General features: G+C 54.2%; 23 protein-coding genes and 1 other RNA gene. 9 read left to right on the top strand and 15 right to left on the bottom strand.

Going from position 1 to position 21,332, the window contains the following annotated elements:
- Positions 1 to 5: 5 nt before the first annotated feature.
- Positions 6 to 1,001: a ubiquinone anaerobic biosynthesis protein UbiU gene (gene ubiU / locus NA197_RS04750; RefSeq protein ID WP_000421309.1), complete on the bottom strand. Its 996-nt coding sequence runs from the start codon at positions 999 to 1,001 to the stop codon at positions 6 to 8.
- A 216-nt stretch (positions 1,002 to 1,217) separates the two neighbouring features.
- Between ubiU and ubiT the strand changes: the two genes are divergently transcribed.
- Both ubiT and NA197_RS04760 read left to right on the top strand, forming a co-directional pair.
- The gene (gene ubiT / locus NA197_RS04755) at positions 1,218 to 1,742 is read left to right on the top strand and encodes a ubiquinone anaerobic biosynthesis accessory factor UbiT (RefSeq protein ID WP_000884721.1); all 525 of its coding nucleotides are present in this window, start codon (positions 1,218 to 1,220) and stop codon (positions 1,740 to 1,742) included.
- Complete coding sequence (locus NA197_RS04760; protein ID WP_000908562.1) at positions 1,736 to 2,239, top strand: GNAT family N-acetyltransferase; 504 nt, start codon at positions 1,736 to 1,738, stop codon at positions 2,237 to 2,239. The genes ubiT and NA197_RS04760 overlap by 7 nt, the downstream gene beginning before the upstream one ends.
- On the opposite strand, the gene NA197_RS04765 is transcribed toward NA197_RS04760, so the two are convergent.
- Positions 2,226 to 2,543 carry a GIY-YIG nuclease family protein gene (locus NA197_RS04765; protein ID WP_000928379.1) on the bottom strand — a complete coding sequence of 106 codons (318 nt, stop codon included), beginning with the start codon at positions 2,541 to 2,543 and terminating at the stop codon, positions 2,226 to 2,228. The genes NA197_RS04760 and NA197_RS04765 overlap by 14 nt on opposite strands.
- Positions 2,544 to 2,580: 37 nt before the next feature.
- Here NA197_RS04765 and NA197_RS04770 point away from each other — a divergent pair, with 37 nt between their 5' ends.
- Positions 2,581 to 3,024 carry a YhbP family protein gene (locus tag NA197_RS04770; protein ID WP_064043419.1) on the top strand — a complete coding sequence of 148 codons (444 nt, stop codon included), beginning with the start codon at positions 2,581 to 2,583 and terminating at the stop codon, positions 3,022 to 3,024.
- On the opposite strand, the gene yhbO is transcribed toward NA197_RS04770, so the two are convergent.
- A complete protein-coding gene (gene yhbO / locus NA197_RS04775) occupies positions 3,004 to 3,522 on the bottom strand; it encodes a protein/nucleic acid deglycase (RefSeq protein ID WP_000037599.1) in 519 nt (172 codons plus the stop codon). The two genes, NA197_RS04770 and yhbO, sit on opposite strands and share 21 nt — an antisense overlap.
- Positions 3,523 to 3,652: 130 nt before the next feature.
- Between yhbO and NA197_RS04780 the strand changes: the two genes are divergently transcribed.
- Positions 3,653 to 4,288 (top strand): NAD(P)H-binding protein, encoded by a 636-nt coding sequence (locus NA197_RS04780; protein WP_064043418.1) that lies wholly within the window; start codon positions 3,653 to 3,655, stop codon positions 4,286 to 4,288.
- Positions 4,289 to 4,354: 66 nt separating this feature from the next.
- On the opposite strand, the gene dolP is transcribed toward NA197_RS04780, so the two are convergent.
- The 4 genes from dolP to NA197_RS04800 are packed head-to-tail and all read right to left on the bottom strand — an operon-like array spanning position 4,355 to position 7,947.
- A complete protein-coding gene (gene dolP, locus NA197_RS04785; RefSeq protein WP_000643280.1) occupies positions 4,355 to 4,930 on the bottom strand; it encodes a division/outer membrane stress-associated lipid-binding lipoprotein in 576 nt (191 codons plus the stop codon).
- Between the two features lie 9 nt (positions 4,931 to 4,939).
- On the bottom strand, positions 4,940 to 5,530 hold the full coding sequence (gene diaA, locus NA197_RS04790) for a DnaA initiator-associating protein DiaA (RefSeq protein WP_000893481.1): 591 nt from the start codon (positions 5,528 to 5,530) through the stop codon (positions 4,940 to 4,942).
- A 21-nt stretch (positions 5,531 to 5,551) separates the two neighbouring features.
- Positions 5,552 to 5,947: a YraN family protein gene (locus NA197_RS04795; RefSeq protein WP_000057285.1), complete on the bottom strand. Its 396-nt coding sequence runs from the start codon at positions 5,945 to 5,947 to the stop codon at positions 5,552 to 5,554.
- The gene (locus NA197_RS04800) at positions 5,905 to 7,947 is read right to left on the bottom strand and encodes a penicillin-binding protein activator (protein ID WP_064043417.1); all 2,043 of its coding nucleotides are present in this window, start codon (positions 7,945 to 7,947) and stop codon (positions 5,905 to 5,907) included. Before NA197_RS04800 ends, NA197_RS04795 begins: the two co-directional genes overlap by 43 nt.
- A 63-nt stretch (positions 7,948 to 8,010) precedes the next feature.
- On the opposite strand from NA197_RS04800, the gene rsmI reads away from it, so the two are divergent.
- Positions 8,011 to 8,874 carry a 16S rRNA (cytidine(1402)-2'-O)-methyltransferase gene (rsmI, locus tag NA197_RS04805; RefSeq protein WP_000812288.1) on the top strand — a complete coding sequence of 288 codons (864 nt, stop codon included), beginning with the start codon at positions 8,011 to 8,013 and terminating at the stop codon, positions 8,872 to 8,874.
- A gap of 157 nt (positions 8,875 to 9,031) precedes the next feature.
- Here the strand turns inward: rsmI and NA197_RS04810 are convergent, their stop codons facing one another.
- The 8 genes from NA197_RS04810 to garD all read right to left on the bottom strand — a co-directional run bounded on the left by NA197_RS04810 (position 9,032) and on the right by garD (position 17,248).
- On the bottom strand, positions 9,032 to 9,805 hold the full coding sequence (locus NA197_RS04810) for a DeoR/GlpR family DNA-binding transcription regulator (protein ID WP_001083899.1): 774 nt from the start codon (positions 9,803 to 9,805) through the stop codon (positions 9,032 to 9,034).
- 110 nt (positions 9,806 to 9,915) lie between these two features.
- The gene (gene gatD / locus NA197_RS04815; protein ID WP_000844173.1) at positions 9,916 to 10,959 is read right to left on the bottom strand and encodes a galactitol-1-phosphate 5-dehydrogenase; all 1,044 of its coding nucleotides are present in this window, start codon (positions 10,957 to 10,959) and stop codon (positions 9,916 to 9,918) included.
- Positions 10,960 to 11,002: 43 nt separating this feature from the next.
- On the bottom strand, positions 11,003 to 12,376 hold the full coding sequence (locus NA197_RS04820; RefSeq protein ID WP_000490601.1) for a galactitol-specific PTS transporter subunit IIC: 1,374 nt from the start codon (positions 12,374 to 12,376) through the stop codon (positions 11,003 to 11,005).
- A gap of 3 nt (positions 12,377 to 12,379) precedes the next feature.
- Complete coding sequence (gene gatB, locus NA197_RS04825; RefSeq protein WP_000824293.1) at positions 12,380 to 12,664, bottom strand: PTS galactitol transporter subunit IIB; 285 nt, start codon at positions 12,662 to 12,664, stop codon at positions 12,380 to 12,382.
- A 30-nt stretch (positions 12,665 to 12,694) separates the two neighbouring features.
- Complete coding sequence (gatA, locus tag NA197_RS04830; RefSeq protein WP_000080445.1) at positions 12,695 to 13,159, bottom strand: PTS galactitol transporter subunit IIA; 465 nt, start codon at positions 13,157 to 13,159, stop codon at positions 12,695 to 12,697.
- 14 nt (positions 13,160 to 13,173) lie between these two features.
- Positions 13,174 to 14,445 (bottom strand): tagatose-bisphosphate aldolase subunit GatZ, encoded by a 1,272-nt coding sequence (gatZ, locus tag NA197_RS04835; protein ID WP_001805535.1) that lies wholly within the window; start codon positions 14,443 to 14,445, stop codon positions 13,174 to 13,176.
- 119 nt (positions 14,446 to 14,564) lie between these two features.
- Entirely contained in the window at positions 14,565 to 15,419 is an 855-nt protein-coding gene (locus tag NA197_RS04840; RefSeq protein ID WP_064043416.1) for a tagatose bisphosphate family class II aldolase, read from the bottom strand.
- Positions 15,420 to 15,676: 257 nt separating this feature from the next.
- A complete protein-coding gene (gene garD, locus NA197_RS04845; RefSeq protein ID WP_001273723.1) occupies positions 15,677 to 17,248 on the bottom strand; it encodes a galactarate dehydratase in 1,572 nt (523 codons plus the stop codon).
- A 529-nt stretch (positions 17,249 to 17,777) separates the two neighbouring features.
- Between garD and garL the strand changes: the two genes are divergently transcribed.
- The 4 genes from garL to rnpB all read left to right on the top strand — a co-directional run bounded on the left by garL (position 17,778) and on the right by rnpB (position 21,114).
- The gene (gene garL, locus NA197_RS04850; protein WP_001057715.1) at positions 17,778 to 18,548 is read left to right on the top strand and encodes a 2-dehydro-3-deoxyglucarate aldolase; all 771 of its coding nucleotides are present in this window, start codon (positions 17,778 to 17,780) and stop codon (positions 18,546 to 18,548) included.
- Between the two features lie 25 nt (positions 18,549 to 18,573).
- Entirely contained in the window at positions 18,574 to 19,464 is an 891-nt protein-coding gene (garR, locus tag NA197_RS04855; RefSeq protein WP_000178106.1) for a 2-hydroxy-3-oxopropionate reductase, read from the top strand.
- A 97-nt stretch (positions 19,465 to 19,561) separates the two neighbouring features.
- A complete protein-coding gene (gene garK / locus NA197_RS04860; protein WP_064043415.1) occupies positions 19,562 to 20,707 on the top strand; it encodes a glycerate 2-kinase in 1,146 nt (381 codons plus the stop codon).
- A gap of 32 nt (positions 20,708 to 20,739) precedes the next feature.
- Positions 20,740 to 21,114: RNase P RNA component class A (gene rnpB / locus NA197_RS04865), an RNA gene on the top strand.
- The last annotated feature ends 218 nt before the right edge of the window (positions 21,115 to 21,332 follow it).

A 21,332-nucleotide genomic window follows, 5' to 3' on the forward strand; every position in this document is an offset into this window, starting at 1 on the left:
TCCTCTCACTGCCATTTACGGTGATATGCGCCAAGCGTGGTTTGGGTGCCTTCGGACATCGCGCCGAGCGTCTCCATCCAGTCGCGCTGTGGAACGAAGTTTTGCGGGGCGGCTTTGCAGCGATCGATCGCCTGGCGCCACACTTTCGCCACCTGGCTGACATAGGCCGGGCTGCGCTGGCGACCTTCGATCTTCACCGAAGCGATGTTCGCCGCCATGAGCTCCGGCAGTAGTTCCAGCGTGTTCAGGCTGGTTGGCTCCTCCAGCGCGTGATAGCGCTCGCCGTCCACTAAATAGCGGCCTTTACACAGCGTTGGGTAGCCCGCGTTTTCGCCATCCTGGTAACGGTCAATCAGGACATCATTCAGGCGCGATTCCAGCCCCTGCGGCGTTTGCTGCCAACGGACAAAGCGGGCGGGCGAGCAGGCGCCGACGGTATTGGGCGACTCCCCCGTCAGGTAAGAAGAAAGATAGCAGCGACCTTCCGCCATAATGCACAGGCTGCCAAACGCGAATACCTCCAGCGGCACCGGCGTGACGCGGGCCAGTTGTTTTACCTGGTGAATCGACAGTACACGCGGCAGTACTACACGGTGGACATCAAAGTTGCGGTGATAAAAGCGAATCGCCTCTTCGTTGGTTGCCGAGGCTTGAACGGAAACATGGCGCTCAATATGCGGGTAACGCTCTGCGGCATATTCCAGCATGGCGAGGTCGGCAAGAATCAGCGCGTCGGCGCCAAGCTGCGCCGCCATATCCACGGCGCGCTGCCAGCGGGCATAGCCGTCCGGATGCGCAAAAGTATTAATGGCGATGTGTAATTTGCGGCGATGCTGGTGAACAAAACTCACCGCTTCCTGCAATTTTTTTTCGGTAAAGTTAAGGCCGGCAAAATGACGGGCATTGGTATCGTCTTTTAACCCGATATAAACGGCGTCAGCGCCGTTTTCGATGGCCGCCTTCAGCGCCGGGAGATTTCCGGCAGGGCAGAGCAGCTCCATAATTTATCCTGAGGGTTACGTCTGAGACGCAAAATTGTTAACGAACAGGGATTTTAGTTAACCTTGCTGCGACAATTTTTGATTTAAGGCAGTTAAAGGCGTATTGGTAACACCAATAATGGGGTAGAAAATCAGACCCAATTGTTGATTTACGCCGCCATGTGATTTATTGGATATGGCAAAATAACAGGACTATTGAAACAGGGAGTAAAGCTCGTGTTAGATAAACTGCGTTCACGCTTAGTCCATGCTGGCCCGTCTCTGATGAGTGTACCGGTTAAACTGACGCCCTTTGCGCTAAAGCGCCAGGTTCTGGAACAGGTTCTGAGCTGGCAGTTTCGTCAGGCGCTGGCCGATGGAGAGCTGGAATTCCTCGAAGGTCGTTGGTTAAGCATTCATGTTCGTGACATCGACTTAAAATGGTATACCACGGTTGAAAATGAAAAGCTGATCGTTAGCCAGCAGGCGGATGCCGACGTCAGTTTTAGCGCCGACGCCAGCGATCTGCTAATGATAGCTGCCCGTAAACAGGACCCGGATACGCTCTTTTTCCAGCGTCGACTGGTCATTGAAGGCGATACTGAGTTAGGGTTGTATGTGAAGAATCTGATGGACGCCATCGAACTGGAGCAGATGCCGAAAGCGTTACGCGTTATGCTGCTGCAACTGGCGGATTTTGTTGAGGCGGGAATGAAAAACTCGCCAGAAACCAAACAGACCTCGGTAGGTGAACCATGCTAATTCGAGTAGAAATTCCCATTGATGCGCCTGGTATTGATGCGCTGTTACGCCGTTCATTCGAAAGCGATGCGGAAGCGAAGCTGGTTCACGATTTGCGTGAAGATGGTTTTCTGACGCTTGGACTGGTGGCCACGGATGATGAAGGCCAGGTGGTGGGCTATGTCGCCTTTAGTCCGGTTGATGTGCAGGGCGAAGATTTACAGTGGGTCGGCATGGCGCCGCTGGCGGTCGATGAAAAGTATCGCGGGCAAGGGCTGGCGCGCCAGTTAGTGTATGAAGGGCTGGATTCGCTCAACGAGTTCGGCTACGCGGCGGTCGTGACGTTGGGCGACCCGGCGTTATATAGCCGCTTCGGTTTTGAACTGGCCGCGCATTACGATCTTCACTGCCGTTGGCCCGGTACGGAAAGCGCTTTCCAGGTACACCGTTTGGCTGAGGATGCGCTGGAAGGCGTGACGGGGCTGGTGGAGTATCACGACCACTTCAATCGTTTTTAAGCACCGGCGTTTGCAGGCTGGACAGCAGCGCCTCAAACGCTTCGCGTTCCGTCACAAGGCGCTCCTTCTGGCGCTTTGTGAGCTGTTTGATGCGATACTCTATGCGCAGGGCCAGCGAGCGATCGCCGACCTGCGCCGCAAACGCCAGCGTTAACTCGCCTTTTCCCCGTAATGCTTTTGCGCCTTTTCCCGTTTGATGCTGCCTGTAACGACGCGCCACATCGGTGGTTATTCCGGTGTAAAGCGCATTGTCTGCGGTACGAATCAGATACAGATACCAGGGTGTCATTGTCGCCATCAGCATGATAATTTTCAGGTTCCCAGTATAAGCGAGAATAAAGATGGACACACTTACCGCTATTGGCCGTTGGCTGGCGAAACAACACGTGGTGACCTGGTGCGTACACCATGAGGGAGAGCTGTGGTGCGCCAATGCGTTTTATTCGTTCGATGCGCAAAACGTCGCGCTGTATCTGTTAACGGATGATAAAACCCGCCATGCGCAAATGTCTGGCGCGTGCGCGCCAGTTGCGGGAACGGTCAATGGTCAGCCGAAAACGGTGGCGCGCATTCGCGGCGTACAGTTTAAAGGGGAAATTCGCCGTCTGGAGGGGCAGGAGAGCGACGCCGCGCGTAAAGCTTACCTTCGTCGCTTCCCGGTCGCCAGGGTGCTGCCAGCGCCGGTATGGGAAATCCGGCTGGATGAAATTAAATTCACCGACAACACGCTGGGGTTTGGTAAAAAACTGCACTGGTTACGCGACTCACGCGCCCAGCAGGCGTAGCGCCTCGCGGTTAAATGCCGGCAGGTCGTCAGGCGTGCGGCTGGTCACCAGCTGATCTTTATCGACGACGACTTCCTGATCGTAAAATTCCGCGCCCGCATTCTTCACATCGATAATAATCGGTTTCACCGCCGTGAGTTTGCGGCCACGAATGACATCGGCGCTGATCAACAACTGTGGGCCGTGGCAAATGGCAAAAACCGGTTTACCGCTGTTAACGAAATCGCGGGTAAAATCCACGAAACGGCTGTCGCCGCGCAGGTAGTCCGGCGAATGACCTCCCGGCAATAGCAAGGCGTCGAACTCGTCGGGACGAACGTCATCAATAGCCTTATCAATGGTGACGCTGGCCTCGCCTTTTTTTCCTTTCACCGTTTTACCCGCCTCTTTTTCGATGGTGATGACCTCATGGCCGGCCTGACGGAATTCTGCAGCCGGCGAGGTAAATTCTGAATCTTCAAATTCATCGGTAATCAAAACGGCAATTTTCTTACTCATGCGTTTCCTCCGCAGTGGTGGCGTCGGGTAAGGCAAATTTTCCACAATGATGGATACTTACCTCGTAGACTATTAAGCCTGGTCGATAGGGCCGAGAGTGCAAGGTGGACAAATCTGTAAAGGAGCGAGGATGAGTCAGGTACTGATTACCGGCGCGACCGGACTGGTCGGCGGACATCTGCTGAGAATGTTAATCAACACGCCGCAGGTGAGCGCGATCGCCGCGCCGACGCGTCGCCCGCTGACGGATATTGTCGGCGTTTATAACCCTCACGATCCGCAGCTTACCGATGCGTTAGCTCAGGTGACCGACCCGGTGGATATTGTTTTTTGCTGCCTGGGCACGACCCGACGTGAAGCGGGAAGTAAAGCGGCGTTTATTCATGCGGATTATACGCTGGTGGTTGATACCGCGCTGACCGGGCGTCGACTGGGCGCGCAGCACATGTTGGTGGTCAGCGCAATGGGAGCAAACGCGCACTCTCCGTTTTTCTACAATCGGGTGAAAGGAGAAATGGAGGAGGCGTTAATCGCGCAAAATTGGCCTCGTTTGACGATTGCCCGGCCTTCTATGCTGCTCGGCGACAGAACAACGCGGCGGGTGAATGAAACGCTTTTCGCTCCGCTATTTCGGCTGTTGCCAGGAAACTGGAAATCGATCGATGCGTGGGATGTGGCACGGGCCATGCTGGCGGAAGCGCTGGAGCCAGCACAAGAAGGCGTGACGATTCTGACCTCATCGCAACTGCGGGAAAAAGCGGAGTAGCGAAGCCGGATGATTTACCGGATGGCGACGCGGTTTACACATTTTTATCGCCACCCGGCACACCGGTTACTTAATATACGTAAAGGCGGTGGTCACGCGTTTCACGCCGCTCACCCGGCTGGCGATGTCCGCTGCCGCTTTACCTTCACGTTCAGTCACCAGGCCCAGCAGGAACACTTCGCCATTTTCGGTGGTGACTTTCACATTTGACGATTTTACCTGATCGCTGGTCAGTAGCTGTGAGCGAACTTTCGTGGTGATCCAGGTATCGTTAGAGGCGGTCCCCAGGCCGATAGGCTGACCCTGGCGAATCTCGTTATAGACCTCGGTGGTGCCTTCAACGCCCATCGCTATCTGTTTAGCGCGAGCGGAGAGTTCGCTGTTTGGCGACTGGCCTACTAACAAAACTTTGCCCTGATAAGCCGTGACATTGATGCGCGTCTCTTTTTTGATTTGCTCATCTTTCGACAGCGCGCTGCTGACACGCAGTTCCAGCGTTCCGTCATCCACCTGGGTGCCCACGCTACGCGGGTCGGTTGCGGCTTTGGTGCCGACGGCTGCCGTACCCACTACCGCGGCGGCGACGCAACCTTGCAATAGCAACGCAGAAATAAGGACTGCGAGCGGCGAAAATGCCTTCATGTGTACTCCTTAATCATCCTGGTGAGGAAAAAGCGTGTTATCGATCAAATCGCACAGGCAGTTTACCGTCAGCATATGCATTTCCTGAATGCGCGCGCTGTGGTGTGAAGGGATACGAATTTCAACATCCTGCGGCCCTAATAGTCCGGCCAGCTCACCCCCGTCATACCCGGTTAGCGCCACAATGGTCATGTCACGTGTGACGGCTGCTTCAACGGCTTTTACGATATCGCGACTATTACCACGCGTAGAGATCGCCAATAAAACATCGCCTGCATGTCCCAGCGCCCGGACTTGTTTTGCATAAACTTCATCGTGCAGGCGATCGTTAGCGATCGCAGTTAAGACCACATTATCGGTATTTAGTGCAATGGCGGGTAAACTGGGTCGCTCCGTTTCAAAGCGGTTAATCATGCTGGCAGCAAAATGCTGTGCGTTGGCCGCGGACGTCCCGTTTCCACAACAGAGGATTTTGTTGCCGTTAAGCAGGGAATGAACCAGCGTCATGGCGGCGCGGGAAATGGCATCCGGAAGCGCTTCCGCCGCAGCAATTTGAGTTTGAATGCTTTCTGTAAAGCAAACTTTGATTCTTTCGAGCACGCTAATCCTTAAAATCTTCAATTATGAGTGGTCGTTAAACGCATCCCGAAACCACTCAATCTCATTTCCGGTGAAGGCTAACACATCGAACCGACAATCCACAGTATCAAAACTCCCATTCTGGCGGGCGAGCCACAAGCGGGCAGTATGTAATAATTTGTGTTGCTTGCTGCGGGTCACACTAGCCGCCGCGCCGCCATAAAGCCCGGAGCGCCGATAGCGAACCTCAACAAAAACCGTCGTTTTTCCGTCGCGCATGATCAGATCGATTTCGCCGCCGCGCTCGCGCACGTTGGCGGCGATAAACCGCAGTCCTTTGCTTTCCAGCCAGCGACGCGCGGCAGCTTCCCACGCGTCGCCAGCCTGTTTACGCGTTAGCTGGCGGGAACAATCTCCCCTTGCTGGTATTTGAGCCATGATAACTTCCTGTTAATGACACAATCCGGGCTGGCGGTTAATGCGCCGGTATTGCCATTGATCTCAAACCCCTGCACCTGACGCATCTGTGAAAAGTGGTTCGCCAGCGTCCAGGCATCCACGCCCATGGCGTACATCCGCGCCAGAGAATAGTCGTTATGTACAGCGCTCAGCGCCTGCTGCATCAACGGCATATTGCCGCCTGCCAGCATGGGAATTTCACTGTATTGCAAACCTTCCATCTCCAGACGGAAGTCAGGGCCGGAGGTGCCTTGCGCGCTGCGGGAGCTGGCATACAGCGTCGCGCCGCTCTGGGTGCCGTTACGCATGGCGATCATCGGTTTGATAAAGCCAATCTCTTCCGGCGTAGCCAGAATATAGACTGCGTCTACGCGTCCGCCGCCGGTGATTTGCGCGTCGGTCGGCGGCGCAGGGATGGTCAGACCGCCAATGGTAACGCCCGGCTGCGCAGGCACGCTGGCGGCGACCGGACTGCCCGTCAACGCGATACCCGCGCCGCCGTTCACGCCCATTTTCAGCTCGGCTACGGAGCCGAATTTTTGCTGTAACACGATACCGCCGCCCAGTTTTTGCCACTCCTGGGTGAAGGCATTCGCCACGCGATCGCCAAGCGCGCTGCGTGGGATCAACAGCAGCGGCGACTGCTTGCCCTGCTCATAAATATGATGCGCCGCGTCACGGGCTTCATCTTCTGGAGAGAGCGCGAAATAGCAGATATTAGGGAAGCTACGTACCGTTTCCGGCTGGTTGAGCGCCAGCACGTTGAGCGGCGTGTTGCTTTTCATCAGCGCTTCCACATTGTTTTTCAACAGCGGCCCGACCACGATACTGGCGCCGTCTTGCTGAACCTGAGCAAGCACCTGATCCAACGGCTGGGAAGAGGTATCGTAGATTTTTAATTCAGCGGAGGGATCCGCCGGCGCGCTTGCTGTAGCAGGGGGAGTTTGTGGCGCGCTGACTGGCGTAGCGGACTGGGCTGGAGCGTCATCAGTCAGATCGCTCACCGAGGCCTGCGACGGACTGGCGACGCCGTTGGTCATTTGTGGTTGCGTCTCCTCCACGCCAGGTTCTACCGGCGCGTCAGGCGCGGCGGCAGGCTGCATTTCCACCGCCTGGGTGCCGAGGTTTTTCGCGGCTTCGAAACCTTGCTGGATGGTACGGCCAAACACGGCAGCCTGACCGTTCAGCGGCAGCAGCAGAGCGATTTTGCTGGTGGAAGCTGGTTTAAAACGTTGTACATTGACGAGCTGCGTCGGCAGCATTTTCGCCCCCGGATTTTGCGGGTAGCGTTTTTGCCAGTCGGCGATCCCGGCTTTCAGCATGTCCGGATCGTTGCGGTTGTCAAACCAGACGCGTTGCAGATCCAGCCAGCCCTGAAGCACATTTTCATCGGCGTTGATAACCAGCGTCCTGGCCTGATCCGGCGTCATGGCGGAGAGCGCCTGCCAGGTGGCGTCGATATTTTTTTGTTTATCTTTCGCCGCCAGTAGCGGTTCCTGGGCGATTAACGCCCGCAACAGGGTAAGCGACGGGCGTCCCTGGCTGGCAACGATCTGCGCCTGCCAGTAACGCGCTTGCTGATTTGGCGCAAAGTCGGCGGGTTTTAGTTTATCCAGCAAGGCCTGCGCGCCTGCGACATCTTTTTGCGCCAATTTGATTTCTACCGCTAATAAAGACTGTTCGCGACGCTGGGTATCGTTCAGATTTTGCGGGAGTTGGTTGAACAACTCGACGGCCTGCTGGCTTTTTCCTTCTTTCAGCAGTGCATGAATGGCGAGTAATTGCCAGTTGGTCTTGCTATCATCTGCGCTTTGCTGCATCTGATGCAGGTAAAAGGCGGAGTCAGCTTGCGCTGAACCCTGCATATAGGCTGCGCTTTGATCTGGCGCCTGGGTGCCGCACCCGGCGAAAAGTAGCGCAGCCAGGACGACAGGCAGCGCGCGTGCGGCGTTCAAACGAGAAAATGTTGAGGGTACCATACTGTATCCAGTGATATTTTTTTACGCAATGCTCAATATTAAATCGGCAATACGGACGACACAATGAAACAAAACGAATCGGCGGATAATTCTCAGGGCCAACTCTTTATTGTACCTACTCCTATCGGTAATCTGGCGGATATCACCCAGCGTGCGTTGGAGGTGTTACAGGCTGTAGATCTGATTGCCGCCGAGGATACTCGTCACACCGGTTTATTGCTGCAACATTTTGGGATTAATGCCCGATTGTTCGCGCTGCACGACCATAACGAACAACAAAAAGCGGAAACGCTGGTCGCGAAGCTAAAAGAAGGGCAGAACATTGCGCTGGTTTCCGACGCCGGTACGCCACTAATTAATGACCCCGGCTATCACCTGGTGCGTACCTGCCGTGAAGCGGGGATTCGCGTGGTGCCGCTACCAGGGCCATGTGCGGCGATTGCCGCCCTGAGCGCCGCTGGCCTGCCATCTGACCGTTTCTGCTATGAAGGCTTTTTACCGGCGAAATCCAAAGGCCGCCGTGATGCGCTAAAAGCCATTGAAACGGAACCGCGAACGCTGATTTTTTATGAGTCAACCCACCGCCTGTTAGATAGCCTGGAAGATATCGTCGCGGTATTGGGAGAATCCCGTTATGTGGTGCTGGCGCGTGAGCTGACCAAAACCTGGGAAACCATTCACGGCGCGCCGGTCGGCGAGCTGCTGGCGTGGGTCAAAGAAGATGAAAACCGTCGCAAAGGCGAAATGGTGCTGATTGTCGAAGGCCATAAAGCGCAAGAAGACGACCTGCCCGCCGACGCGCTGCGCACGCTGGCGCTGCTACAGGCAGAACTGCCGCTGAAAAAAGCGGCGGCGCTGGCAGCAGAAATTCACGGCGTGAAGAAAAATGCGCTGTATAAGTATGCGCTGGAGCAGCAGGAAGAATAAAAGCGAGCGCCCGGGAACCGCCTTTTATCGCCATCGCGTTAATACTCAATCAGGTGATTGATGTGGGTAAAGTGATGGGGGCATTGGGCGGTGATAGCGGACCGGACCTTTCCTTCGGGCTTACTCTCGCGATCAGCAACGCATAACCGACTCCTTTTTAGACGATCATTAGTTCCACGCCTGTTTTCGCTAATGCCGCTTTATCCTGTTTGCTGATGGTGTCATCGGTTATCACACAGTCGATCTTGTCCATCGGCAATACCTGGTTAAAGCCGCGACGGTTAAATTTGGTCGCGTCCAGTACCGCGATAACTTTGTGTGCCGCCGCCGCCATGACGCCGCTAATGGAATAACCTTCGTTAAACGTGGTAATACCGTTTGTCGCATCAATGCCATCCGCCCCGACAAACATGACATCGGCGCTGATGCCGTGTAGCGATCGTTCCGCAATCGTGCCGTGCATTGAGTGGGTTTTATGCCGTACCGTACCGCCGCAAACCACCAGCGTGAGATCTTTATTTTCTGATAGCGTAAAAGCGGCAGGCAAGCTGTTAGTGATCACCGTAATATTGCTTTTTCGCGCGAGCGCTTCCGCAATCAGTAATGTTGTGCTCCCGCTATCCAGAATGATGGTCATTCCTTCTTCAACCATTGCCGCAGCCGCCTGGGCAATCCGCTTTTTCGGATCGCTGGCGAGTTGATACCGATCTTCCAGAATGACTTCCTGATTGTCGCCTTCCGCCAGATGACTTCCCGGTTTTGCCGCGCCGCCATGAAAACGGGTGACAAGGCCTTTCTCTTCCAGCAGACGCAGGTCAGCACGGATAGTCACTTCAGAAATACCAAAGGTATTTGAAAGATCCATCACCAGCACGCTGCCTTGCGTATTAATCAGGTCGACAATTTTATTTCTTCGCTCAAATGAGTTCATATTGATTTGCCTGATAATTAACTGTAACTAGTTTAAACGAAGGATTGCGAAAGGTGAACGCTAAATTTCGAAAGGAAATGTGAGCCAGCGCAGGTTGCTGGCTCGTACCATCAGGAAAGTTGAAGTAAGATTTTGCCCTGCATGGGCGCGCCATTAAGCGCTTTGACTGCTTCTGCAAAGCTTTCCGCATCGCCGCGATGGGCAATGAGAGGGGCCAGTTGAAGACGTTTTTCAGCCAACAGGCGCGCTGCGGTTTCCCATTCCTCTCCTGGCCATGGCGCGGAGTAGTTCATCCAACTGCCGAGGAGCGTGAGCTCTTTACGCAAAATTAGCCCGAATGTACGCGTTGTCAGGGTGAGATCGTGATGTAACGTCCCCACCAGCGCCAGTTGCGCGCGCGGCCCGGCGATATCGATAGCCAGCGAGACGGTCTGGGGAGTTCCTGCCGTTTCGAGAACCAGTTGATCAAACTGAATGTCGGACAACGCGGTCTGGATGTCGTCGGCGGTCATTTCCCGGCTATTACAGGTATGCGTTGCGCCGAGCGCTTTCGCCAGTTCCAGTTTCTGCGGATTGATATCAATCGCCGTTACGCTTCGCGCGCCCAGTTCCCGCGCGCACTGTAAGGCCAGCAGGCCAATTGTCCCGGCACCAACGATAATTACGTTTTTCCCCTCGCAGCCCTGCGCCAGATGAAAGGCGTGTAAGCCCACGGTAATCGGTTCGATAAACGCGCCATCTTCAATCGGCATATCAGACGGCAAGCGGAAAAGATTGGCCCGTTTGACCACCACATATTCCGCATTACCGCCTTCGCTGCGCGATCCTACAAACTGATACTGTTTGCATAAAGAAAAGTAACCGCGTTCGCATTGCGGACAGTGAAAGCAGGGAAGAAGCGGGACACAAGCGACGGCATCGCCAGGCTGCATATCCGTTACGCCTGTGCCGTAGGATTCAACGTAGCCGCTGAATTCATGGCCTAACGTAATAGGATAATAATGGGCGCCCTGCGCGAAAATACGCGGGATATCTGACCCGCAAAGCCCTGAGCTAACGACCTTGACCAACACATCGTCCTCGGCTTGCAGTTGTGGTAAGGGACGTTCTTCAACGCGCACGTCTCCCTCAGCGTGAATAACCACTGATTTCATAACATTCTCCAGGAAGGTGAGGGGAGCGATTGCTCCCCTAAAATTAAGAGGCGATTTGACTTTGCTGTAGCGCCGTGGCTTTCTCAGCCGCGACAAATTGTCGGGCGCGACGCCAGGTCAGCAGTACGCCGGCCAGATAGATAATGGCAATGACGGCGAAGCCGACGATATTCTGCCAGGTAAAAAGTTGAATCAGCAGCCAGGTGATGGGAGAACCGCCCTGATCCAGCGAGGCGACTTGTCCGCCAGCTTTTAGCGCTCCGGCATTGGCAGCCAGTTGGGTATGCAGGCCAATCGTCTGGGTGGCTATCCACAGGGTGATACCCATAATAATGACACCTGAAATCAGCGTGCGGAACAGGTTGCCCTGGTGTACCGCAACCGCCATCGCAATAAAGAAACCGATGGTGGCGAGGTCGCCGAACGGCAGCACCTGGTTCCCCGGTACTAAGACGGCAATCAGGATGGTCAGCGGAATGAATATCAGGCTCGCGGAGACAACAGAGGTATGACCGAGCAGTAGCGCTGGATCAAGGCCTATCAGGAACTCCTGCCCGCCAAATTTGGCCTGTAGACGTTTACGCGCATGTTTCGCGATAGGCGTTAGGCCATCCATAATAGGTTTAATGACGCGTGGCATAAGCAGCATCACCGCTGCAGTTTTGACCGCCAGTTGCAGAACGGCTTTAGCGTCGTAGCCTGCCAGTACACCAATCACCAGCCCCATCACGAAGCCGACAGTCACCGGCTCGCCAAACGGTCCGAAGCGTTTCTGGACATCGTCTGCGCTAAAGTGAATACGATTGAGGCCCGGAATTTTCTCGATAATGGTATCAACGAGCACCGCCACGGGGCCCAGGTACGCGGATGAACCGTGTGGGATAGCAATCCCCTCGAGGCCAAAATAGTCGCGGGTATCTTTGGCAAACCAGTCCCCCAGTTTGTAGACAAAGGCGGCATGAACCACAACGCCCAGAATCCCCAGCCAGTATGAACCGGTCGCCAGATGCAGCATGGCGCCCGTGAAGGTCATGTGCCAGATATTCCAGATATCGACATTCACCACGCGGGTCATGCGGGTCACTAGCATCAGGACGTTAACCCCGATGGCGACAGGGATCGCGACCAGCGCGATTTGTGACGCCCAGGTCATGGGCGATGAACCTGGCCAGCCGACGTCAATAACGTGGAGATTGATTTGGAAATGTTCCGCCATGGCTTTCGCCGCGGGGCCGATAGAATCCAGCATCAGGCCGATGACCAGACCAATACCCACGAAGCCGATACCAATATGCAAACCCGATTTAAAACAATCCCCAAGCTTCATTCCCAGCAGTTTAGAGAACACGATGATCACCAGAGGCAACATCACCGTTGGGCCTAAGTCGAGGATATAACGCATTATTTCGCTAAACATACGTTACCCCATGAGAATGGACAGAATTTTTTGCTGTAATGCTTCAATACCCACGCCGGAAACAAAAGGCATACCGTGAACGACGGGAATATCGCCGAAGGCGCGATCGACCCTGGCAGTGGTACAGATAAGATCGGCGCCGTCCATATAGGTTTCGATTTCGGTGACCCGGCATTGCACTAAGTCGAGCTCAATATGGTTGGCATCACATAGCTCTTTAATTTCTTCCGCAGCCATCGTTGAGGTTGCAACCGCACCGCCACAGGCCACAATTACTTTACGTTTCATAGGGTATTCCTCATTATTATCAATTTATTATCAAACCTGGACGCACTGCTCAGGCTCAAGGATGGTTTCCTGAAAGCGTATCGCCAGTTCGGCATCCGGCGCGCTTAACAGGGCATCGAGGGTGCTTGGGTTCTGTAGCTCACTAAACAGGCGGCGCAGAAGTTTTAGCTGTGCCGCCGGGTTTTCAACGATTAAGGCGATGATTAACGAAACGGCAATCTCTTCGTCATCATCCGCCTGTTGAAACATGACCGGCTTATCTGGACGAATCAGATAGATAGCGGGTGATTTCGCATGAACCGCCTCGCAATGAGGGATAGCGACGGCGTGACGCTCCAGCGCAATGCCGGTAGGAAAAGACGCTTCACGTTCCACCAGCGCCTGCGGATAACTATCATGTACCACGCCTTTCGCCAGCATCTCTTTGCCAATGTGCGCCAGCGCCTGTTGGCTCGAGTCGAATGTGATTCCGGTTCGGACAAATAGTTGGCTCATAAATTCTCCATTATTCAGGCGACATCCGGCGTGCAACCGAAGCGATAAGCGCGCAGAACATCCTGAATTTTGTCAATAATCAGGTTATGCGGCGTGGGGGTGAGCACGCCCTCAGACAGGCGTTCAAACTGTACGGGCATAAACTGGCTAATTAATCCCAGCGGCAATGTGACGTTATTCAGATTGGCGATTAACTTCTCTACGCTTTGACGAATACGCGGGTGCGGCCAGTAATAGCGAATACGGTCAGACAAACTAAAGTGGATGTCGACCATCGCCTGGCTCCAGGTGGGACGGTAGTATTTTTTCCAGTAGCCCGGTTCGTTTAGCATAACTTCATCAATGACCTCCAGTACCCGACTACGTTGTTCCGGGGAGATCAGCTCGTTTTCCATTTGCGCAAGTGCGAAAATGGCTTCGCGCAGCGCGAAAGTGAGCGCCGGGCCGACCTTCAGAATGGCGTAATGATCGCGTACCAGCGCACGGTAGGCCTGTCGCGTCTGATAATCAGTCGAATGCGCTTCATAGACCATCGGCGTTTCTTTTATCCAGTCGGAAAGCGCTTTAGCGGCCTGCGGTTGATAGTGGATAATCTGTGTATGGTCGAATTCTACGCCCGGCTGTACGACAATCGCGATAACCCGGTTCAATGCCTCCTCCAGCCCCAGGGCGCGAAAAGCAGCCTGATGCGTTTGCAGCGTGCGGGCCGCATCCTGTTCGCGGGTAACATGCACGGCGTTAATGGCGCTGGCTTCCCCGCCAGGAACCGGAACTTCAGTGCCGATAACATAGGTTAAATGGCGTTTTTGTTCGTCGGTCGCCGTCGTTTCCGCTGCCTGGCAAAGCAGGGCGGCGCGTTTAGCGACAACCATTGGGTCCAGCGGCGTCGGGTCGTCAGCGCAGGACATAGAGGCATCAAGATGGATTTTGCTAAACCCGGCAGCGACGTAAGCCTTAATGAGTTCGACGGATTTTTCCATCGCCGTATCTGCAGGTTCGTTTTGCCAGCAGTTAGGTCCCAGGTGATCGCCGCCTAAAATAAGCCGTTCTCGTGGAAAACCCACTTCCTGGGCGATGCCATAGACAAAATCACGAAAGTCAGCCGGTTTCATGCCGGTATAACCGCCAAACTGATTAACCTGGTTAGAGGTCGCTTCGATCAGAACTTTGTTCCCGCTATTCAGATCAAAACGTAATGCGGATTCAATCACCAGCGGGTGTGCTGAACATACGGAACAGATCCCTATCTGTTCTCCTGCTTTGTGACGAGAAATTATTTCTTTCACTTCTGGCTCCGATATCTTTTGTTTATCTTCATAATATTTTTGGTTTGAAGGCAAAGGATAATAATGGCTTTCGTGATCCAGCTATGAAAACGCCCTTTGCCGTGCTAAATCCGGGGGCTTTAGAGCTTCCCTTCACAACCGCAGTCGGCAATCACTTTACGTACAACCTCTTTCATGGCCGCTTTCGCCGGGATCATGTAATGGCGGGGATCGCTGGCCTCTGCGTGTTGCGTTAAATAGTTTTTAAGCGCGCCGGAAAAGGCGATTTTAAGCTCGGTCGCGACGTTAACTTTGCAGATGCCCAGCGAAATAGCGCGGGTAATATCGCGGGTCGGCAGGCCAGAGGCGCCGTGAAGGACTAAGGGGACATCAACCCGCTGACGAATTTCCGTCAGTCGTTCAAAATCAAGTTTTGGTTCAGCGGTGTAGAGGCCGTGAGCGGTGCCGATAGCAATGGCTAACGAGTCGATACCCGTTTTTTCTACAAATTCCCGGGCCTGTTCCGGATGGGTATAAAGCGCATCTTTGCCGTCAACGATAAGATCGTCTTCCTGCCCGCCGAGACGCCCAAGTTCAGCTTCAACGCTGACATCGTAGCGATGACAGTAATCAACCACGCTTTTCACCAGCGCAATATTGTCGGCAAAGGGGAAATGCGACCCGTCGATCATGACCGAGCGTACCCCGGCGGCGACTTTCATTTTGATGTCGGCCAGTTTTTCATGATGATCGAGATGTACCGCGAGAGGATGGTTCCAGCTTTTCGCCAGTTCTGCGGCGATGGCCACGATATTACCGACGCCTGCGTAGCTAAAGGTGCCTGGCGTACAGGCGACAATCAGCGGAGAGCGCAATTCTGCGGCGGTTTCCACCACCACTTGCAATGTCTCCAGGTTGTGGATGTTAAACGCCGGCACAGCATAACCTTCCTGCTGCGCCTTCTTTAGCATTGTTCTGCCTGAAATGATAAACATCCTTCCTCCGAAATCTTTCGTTTGTTTTCTGTGAAAGAATTTATAGGCTTTCGGAATGTTTTTTTGTGATTTTGATCTGATAAATGAAAGTTTCGAAATAAAATGGAAGTTATCGAAAGTCAGGCATAAAAAAAGCATGTCGGGCAGACATACTTCAGGCTACAGGCTAAGGGCGAAAAAATACCGGGTAGCGCTGGCGCTTACCCGGTCTACAGATTATGCGGTTATACCCTGGTCGGAGAAGGGTACTGACTGGATCAGGTCACAGGTGCCGGGTTAAACACTGCCAGCTGGTTATGCAATCCCCATTGATCTGAGAAAGTCTTTTTCCGGCCGCTGGCGACATCGAGAATAAAGTGAAATAGCTTCCAGCCCACATCTTCGATTGTCTCTTCACCCGTGGCGATGGTGCCTGCATTGATATCCATTAAGTCATACCAGCGGTTCGCCAGCTCGGTACGCGTCGCCATTTTAATGACCGGCACCGCCATCAGCCCGTACGGCGTGCCGCGTCCGGTGGTAAAGACCTGTACGGTAATGCCGGAAGCGACCTGCTGCGTGCCGCAGACGAAATCGCTGGCGGGCGTCGCGGCGTAAATCAGGCCGCGTTTGGTGGGGCGCTGGCCCGGCGACAATACTTCGACAATGGCGCTCTTACCCGATTTAGCGATAGAGCCCAACGCTTTTTCCACGACGTTCGCCAGCCCGCCTTTTTTGTTGCCAGGGGAGGGGTTAGCGCTGCGATCGGTTTTCCCCATATCAAGGTAGTTATCGTACCAGGCCATTTCATCCAGCAGGCGTTTACCCACGGCTTCGTTGATGGCGCGCGGCGTCAGAAGATGAATGGCATCGCGCACTTCGGTGACCTCCGAGAACATGACGGTCGCGCCGCAGCGTACCAGCAGATCGGAAGCATAACCCACCGCCGGGTTTGCCGTGACGCCGGAAAACGCATCGCTGCCGCCACACTGCATCCCGACGACCAGCTCGGAGGCCGGGCAGGTTTCGCGCTGGCGCTGGTTCAGTTTCGTCAGATGGCGTTCGGCGACCCGCAAAATATCGTCGACCATTGATTTAAAGCCGACATGCTGCTCGTCCTGTAAACGCACAATACTGGCGCTTTCAACGGCGATGGCGGGAACATCCTCGGTACCTTCCAGCAGTCGTTCCGGCTGCAGTTTTTCGCAACCGAGGCCAATCACCATCACTTCGCCGCCAAAATTGGGGTTAAGCGCGATATTATGAATCGTGCGAATCGGCACGACCGCCGCCGGCGCGTTGATTGCCACGCCGCAGCCGTACAGATGGTTTAGCCCTACAACGCCATCGACATTCGGGTATTTGGGCAGGAGATCGCGCTCAATTACTTTCACCACATAATCGACCACGCCCGCCACACAGTGCACGCTGGTGGTAATGCCAAGCAGATTTTTGGTGCCGACGCTGCCATCGGCGTTACGATAGCCCTCAAACGTATAGCCTTCCAGCGGCGGCAGCGGTTCCGGTACTTTGGTCGCCAACGGTAGCGTATTCAGCGGCGGCGCTTTTGGCAGTTCAACCAGCGACTCGTCGATCCAGCTTCCGCGCGGGATGTCGCGTACCGCATAACCGATGACTTCGCCATAACGGATGATTTCGCCGTGAGCGGGGATATCCGTCAGAGCGACTTTATGGCCTTGCGGAATATGTTCAGTCAGTTCCAGGCCATCCGGAAAACGTGTTCCGGCTTTAAGGCCGTGGTCATTAACAATAATTGCGACATTATCGGTTTCATGTACTTTTATATAAAACGCCGATGGCGATTCCTGGCGAATTTCGATATTGGCCATTGTTCAACATTCTCCAGCCTGGATGATAGAAATAGGATTATCTATTTTGGTTATGGTTAAATCGTTAAATCTCAATATAAGAAATAAAGTTCATGCATAATGAAATAAGAATGACAGGAGTATAGATATAAGAATGTGATCCAGATCACCGCAAATTATGAAATTTTTTATGTAGGGCAGGCAAAGCGTAAATGTGTGCATTAGCGCCCAGTATCATGGGCGTATGCTCAAAAATAAGCGTTAAATAAACCCTTTTTAATGAGCGTTTGCACAATGATTATCCGCCATAGGCTGTTTATACTGAATGGCGAATTCAGTGTATCTGACGAGTTATTTGAAAATATCATGATAATAATAAAAGACGATAAAGATATCAGAACGGTATATTGTGCTACAGGATGTGTACCACATTAGAAATAGAATGCGGAGACCCATTCTGATTTCAAATAAGCATTTTATTGTCGTTGCTATAAGTCATGGTGGCGGCATCACATGTAGAGAATTAAAGAAATAAGCGAAGGTATAAGCGATGAATAACGCTATTTTCCCGAATAAGTTTAAAGCGGCGCTGGCGGCGCAACAGGTGCAGATTGGCTGCTGGTCTGCACTGGCAAGCCCAATCACCACCGAAGTTCTTGGTCTGGCGGGATTTGACTGGCTGGTGCTGGATGGCGAACATGCGCCGAACGATGTGACCACCTTAATTCCGCAGTTAATGGCATTGAAAGGCAGCGCCAGCGCGCCTGTGGTACGTGTGCCAACCAATGAACCGGTCATTATCAAACGGATGCTGGATATTGGGTTTTATAACTTCCTGATCCCCTTTGTTGAAACGCAAGAGGAAGCGGCTCGCGCCGTCGCCTCGACGCGTTACCCGCCGGAAGGCATTCGCGGCGTTTCCGTTTCTCACCGCGCGAATATGTTCGGCACGGTGCCTGATTACTTTGCGCAGTCGAACAAAAACATCACCATTATTGTTCAAATCGAAAGCCAGTTGGGTGTCGACAATGTTGATGCCATCGCCGCAACGGAAGGCGTTGATGGCATTTTTGTCGGCCCAAGCGATCTGGCCGCCGCGCTGGGTCATCTCGGCAATGCTTCTCACCCTGACGTGCAGCAGACGATTCAACATATTTTCGCCCGCGCTAAAGCGCACGGTAAACCGTGCGGCATTCTGGCGCCGGTAGAGGCGGATGCCCGCCGTTATCTGGAATGGGGCGCGACCTTTGTCGCCGTTGGCAGCGATTTAGGCGCATTCCGCGCCAGCACGCAGAAGCTTGCCGACACCTTTAAAAAATAATCCTGGTATGGAAAGAGAGAACGCTATGACGATGAAAGTTGGCTTTATTGGCTTAGGCATCATGGGTAAGCCCATGAGCAAAAACTTACTGAAAGCAGGGTATTCGCTGGTGGTGTCCGATCGTAATCCTGAAGCGATTGCCGACGTCATTGCCGCAGGCGCGGAAACGGCCTCTACGGCGAAGGCGATCGCTGAACAGTGTGACGTCATCATCACGATGCTGCCTAACTCTCCGCATGTGAAAGAGGTTGCGCTGGGCGAGAACGGTATCATCGAAGGCGCGAAGCCGGGAACCGTATTGATTGATATGAGTTCTATCGCGCCGCTGGCAAGCCGTGAAATCAGCGATGCGCTGAAGGCGAAGGGCGTTGAGATGTTGGATGCGCCGGTCAGCGGCGGCGAGCCGAAGGCGATTGATGGCACGCTGTCGGTGATGGTGGGGGGCGATAAAGCCATTTTCGACAAGTACTACGACCTGATGAAAGCGATGGCGGGTTCCGTGGTGCATACCGGCGATATCGGCGCAGGCAACGTCACAAAACTGGCTAACCAGGTGATCGTGGCGTTGAATATCGCCGCCATGTCTGAAGCGCTGACGCTGGCGACTAAAGCGGGCGTCAACCCGGATCTGGTCTATCAGGCGATTCGCGGCGGTCTGGCTGGCAGCACGGTACTGGATGCGAAAGCGCCGATGGTCATGGACCGAAACTTTAAGCCAGGTTTCCGTATCGATCTGCACATTAAAGATCTGGCGAATGCGCTGGATACCTCCCACGGCGTTGGCGCGCAGCTCCCGCTGACCGCCGCCGTTATGGAAATGATGCAGGCGTTACGCGCGGATGGACACGGTAATGACGACCATAGCGCGCTGGCGTGCTACTACGAAAAACTGGCGAAAGTGGAAGTCACTCGCTAACGACGTTGTGCCCGGATGGCGTGTAGCGATCCGGGCCTGAATTTCAGGCTGGATAAGTGAAACGCCATCCGGCGTTGTGCAGTAACAGGCTACCACTATGAAAATCGTAATTGCCCCCGACTCCTACAAAGAAAGCCTTTCTGCCGCCGAGGTAGCGCAGGCGATAGAAAAAGGATTTCGGGAAATTTTCCCCGATGCGCAATATGTTTCTGTCCCGGTCGCTGATGGCGGAGAAGGAACGGTAGAAGCGATGATTGCCGCCACGCAAGGGAGTGAACATTCAGCGTGGGTGACGGGGCCGCTAGGCGAAAAAGTGAATGCCTGCTGGGGAATGTCCGGGGATGGTAAAACCGCGTTTATTGAAATGGCGGCGGCCAGCGGACTGGCACTGGTTCCGCCAGAAAAACGCAACCCTTTGATTACTACCTCGCGGGGAACGGGGGAGCTGATATTACAGGCGCTGGAAAGCGGCGCAAGCAATATCATTATCGGCATTGGCGGCAGCGCGACAAATGACGGCGGCGCGGGGATGATGCAGGCGTTAGGCGCAAAACTGCGCGATGCAAACGGCGCGGATATTGGTTACGGTGGCGGAAGCCTTCATTGTCTAAGCAACATTGATATTTCAGAGCTCGATCCCCGTTTAAAACTCTGCGCTATTCGTGTCGCTTGCGATGTCTCCAATCCTCTTATCGGCGACAATGGCGCATCACGAATTTTTGGGCCGCAGAAAGGCGCGACCGAAGAGAACATTGTTGAGCTGGACAGGAATCTTGCTCATTATGCCGACATCATAAAAAAATCGCTGAATGTCGACGTAAAGGCGGCGCCCGGCGCAGGCGCGGCAGGCGGTATGGGGGCGGCGTTAATGGCTTTTCTCGGTGCGGAATTACGCAGCGGGATCGAAATTGTCACGGCGGCACTGAACCTGGAGGAGCATATCCACGACTGTACGCTGGTGGTGACGGGAGAAGGGCGGATTGATAGCCAAAGCATTCGCGGTAAAGTGCCGATTGGCGTCGCGAATGTGGCGAAAAAATATCATAAGCCAGTGATTGGCATTGCCGGCAGCCTGACGCACGATGTAGGAATAGTACATCATTATGGCATCGACGCTGTCTTTAGCGTACTCACGCGCATCGTGACGCTGGAGGAGGCTTTTCGGGGCGCTTTTGACAATATTTATCGGGCATCCAGAAATGTTGCTGCCGCTCTGGCGATAGGAATGCGCAGCGCAGGGTGACAAAGTCGCGCGAACCCTCTATACTGCGCGCCGAAGCTGACCAGACAGTCGCCGCTTCGTCGTCGTCCTTTCGGGGAGACGGGCGGAGGGGAGGAAAGTCCGGGCTCCATAGGGCAGGGTGCCAGGTAACGCCTGGGGGGGAAACCCACGACCAGTGCAACAGAGAGCAAACCGCCGATGGCCCACGCAAGTGGGATCAGGTAAGGGTGAAAGGGTGCGGTAAGAGCGCACCGCGCGGCTGGTAACAGTCCGTGGCACGGTAAACTCCACCCGGAGCAAGGCCAAATAGGGGTTCATAAGGTACGGCCCGTACTGAACCCGGGTAGGCTGCTTGAGCCAGTGAGCGATTGCTGGCCTAGATGAATGACTGTCCACGACAGAACCCGGCTTATCGGTCAGTTTCACCTCTTCATAAAACCCGCTTCGGCGGGTTTTTGCTTTTACAGGGCGGCAGGATGAATGACTGTCCACGACGCTATACCCGAAAGAAAGCGGCTTATCGGTCAGTTTCACCTCTTCATAAAACCCGTCAGTGTAAGCTGGCGGGTTTTTGCTTTTACAGGGCGGCAGGATGAATGACTGTCCACGACGCTATACCCAAAAGAAAGCGGCTTATCGGTCAGTT

Source organism: Salmonella sp. NW884 (assembly GCF_051700745.1).
GTDB lineage: Bacteria > Pseudomonadota > Gammaproteobacteria > Enterobacterales > Enterobacteriaceae > Salmonella > Salmonella enterica.

What these genes read in the sequence shown, in the direction of transcription:
- ubiU (WP_000421309.1), bottom strand. Translation starts at nt 1,001, where the DNA reads ATGGAGCTGCTCTGCCCTGCCGGAAATCTCCCGGCGCTGAAGGCGGCC.
- NA197_RS04760 (WP_000908562.1), top strand. Translation starts at nt 1,736, where the DNA reads ATGCTAATTCGAGTAGAAATTCCCATTGATGCGCCTGGTATTGATGCG.
- NA197_RS04765 (WP_000928379.1), bottom strand. Translation starts at nt 2,543, where the DNA reads ATGCTGATGGCGACAATGACACCCTGGTATCTGTATCTGATTCGTACC.
- NA197_RS04770 (WP_064043419.1), top strand. Translation starts at nt 2,581, where the DNA reads ATGGACACACTTACCGCTATTGGCCGTTGGCTGGCGAAACAACACGTG.
- yhbO (WP_000037599.1), bottom strand. Translation starts at nt 3,522, where the DNA reads ATGAGTAAGAAAATTGCCGTTTTGATTACCGATGAATTTGAAGATTCA.
- NA197_RS04780 (WP_064043418.1), top strand. Translation starts at nt 3,653, where the DNA reads ATGAGTCAGGTACTGATTACCGGCGCGACCGGACTGGTCGGCGGACAT.
- dolP (WP_000643280.1), bottom strand. Translation starts at nt 4,930, where the DNA reads ATGAAGGCATTTTCGCCGCTCGCAGTCCTTATTTCTGCGTTGCTATTG.
- NA197_RS04795 (WP_000057285.1), bottom strand. Translation starts at nt 5,947, where the DNA reads ATGGCTCAAATACCAGCAAGGGGAGATTGTTCCCGCCAGCTAACGCGT.
- NA197_RS04800 (WP_064043417.1), bottom strand. Translation starts at nt 7,947, where the DNA reads ATGGTACCCTCAACATTTTCTCGTTTGAACGCCGCACGCGCGCTGCCT.
- rsmI (WP_000812288.1), top strand. Translation starts at nt 8,011, where the DNA reads ATGAAACAAAACGAATCGGCGGATAATTCTCAGGGCCAACTCTTTATT.
- NA197_RS04810 (WP_001083899.1), bottom strand. Translation starts at nt 9,805, where the DNA reads ATGAACTCATTTGAGCGAAGAAATAAAATTGTCGACCTGATTAATACG.
- gatD (WP_000844173.1), bottom strand. Translation starts at nt 10,959, where the DNA reads ATGAAATCAGTGGTTATTCACGCTGAGGGAGACGTGCGCGTTGAAGAA.
- NA197_RS04820 (WP_000490601.1), bottom strand. Translation starts at nt 12,376, where the DNA reads ATGTTTAGCGAAATAATGCGTTATATCCTCGACTTAGGCCCAACGGTG.
- gatB (WP_000824293.1), bottom strand. Translation starts at nt 12,664, where the DNA reads ATGAAACGTAAAGTAATTGTGGCCTGTGGCGGTGCGGTTGCAACCTCA.
- gatA (WP_000080445.1), bottom strand. Translation starts at nt 13,159, where the DNA reads ATGAGCCAACTATTTGTCCGAACCGGAATCACATTCGACTCGAGCCAA.
- NA197_RS04840 (WP_064043416.1), bottom strand. Translation starts at nt 15,419, where the DNA reads ATGTTTATCATTTCAGGCAGAACAATGCTAAAGAAGGCGCAGCAGGAA.
- garD (WP_001273723.1), bottom strand. Translation starts at nt 17,248, where the DNA reads ATGGCCAATATCGAAATTCGCCAGGAATCGCCATCGGCGTTTTATATA.
- garL (WP_001057715.1), top strand. Translation starts at nt 17,778, where the DNA reads ATGAATAACGCTATTTTCCCGAATAAGTTTAAAGCGGCGCTGGCGGCG.
- garR (WP_000178106.1), top strand. Translation starts at nt 18,574, where the DNA reads ATGACGATGAAAGTTGGCTTTATTGGCTTAGGCATCATGGGTAAGCCC.
- garK (WP_064043415.1), top strand. Translation starts at nt 19,562, where the DNA reads ATGAAAATCGTAATTGCCCCCGACTCCTACAAAGAAAGCCTTTCTGCC.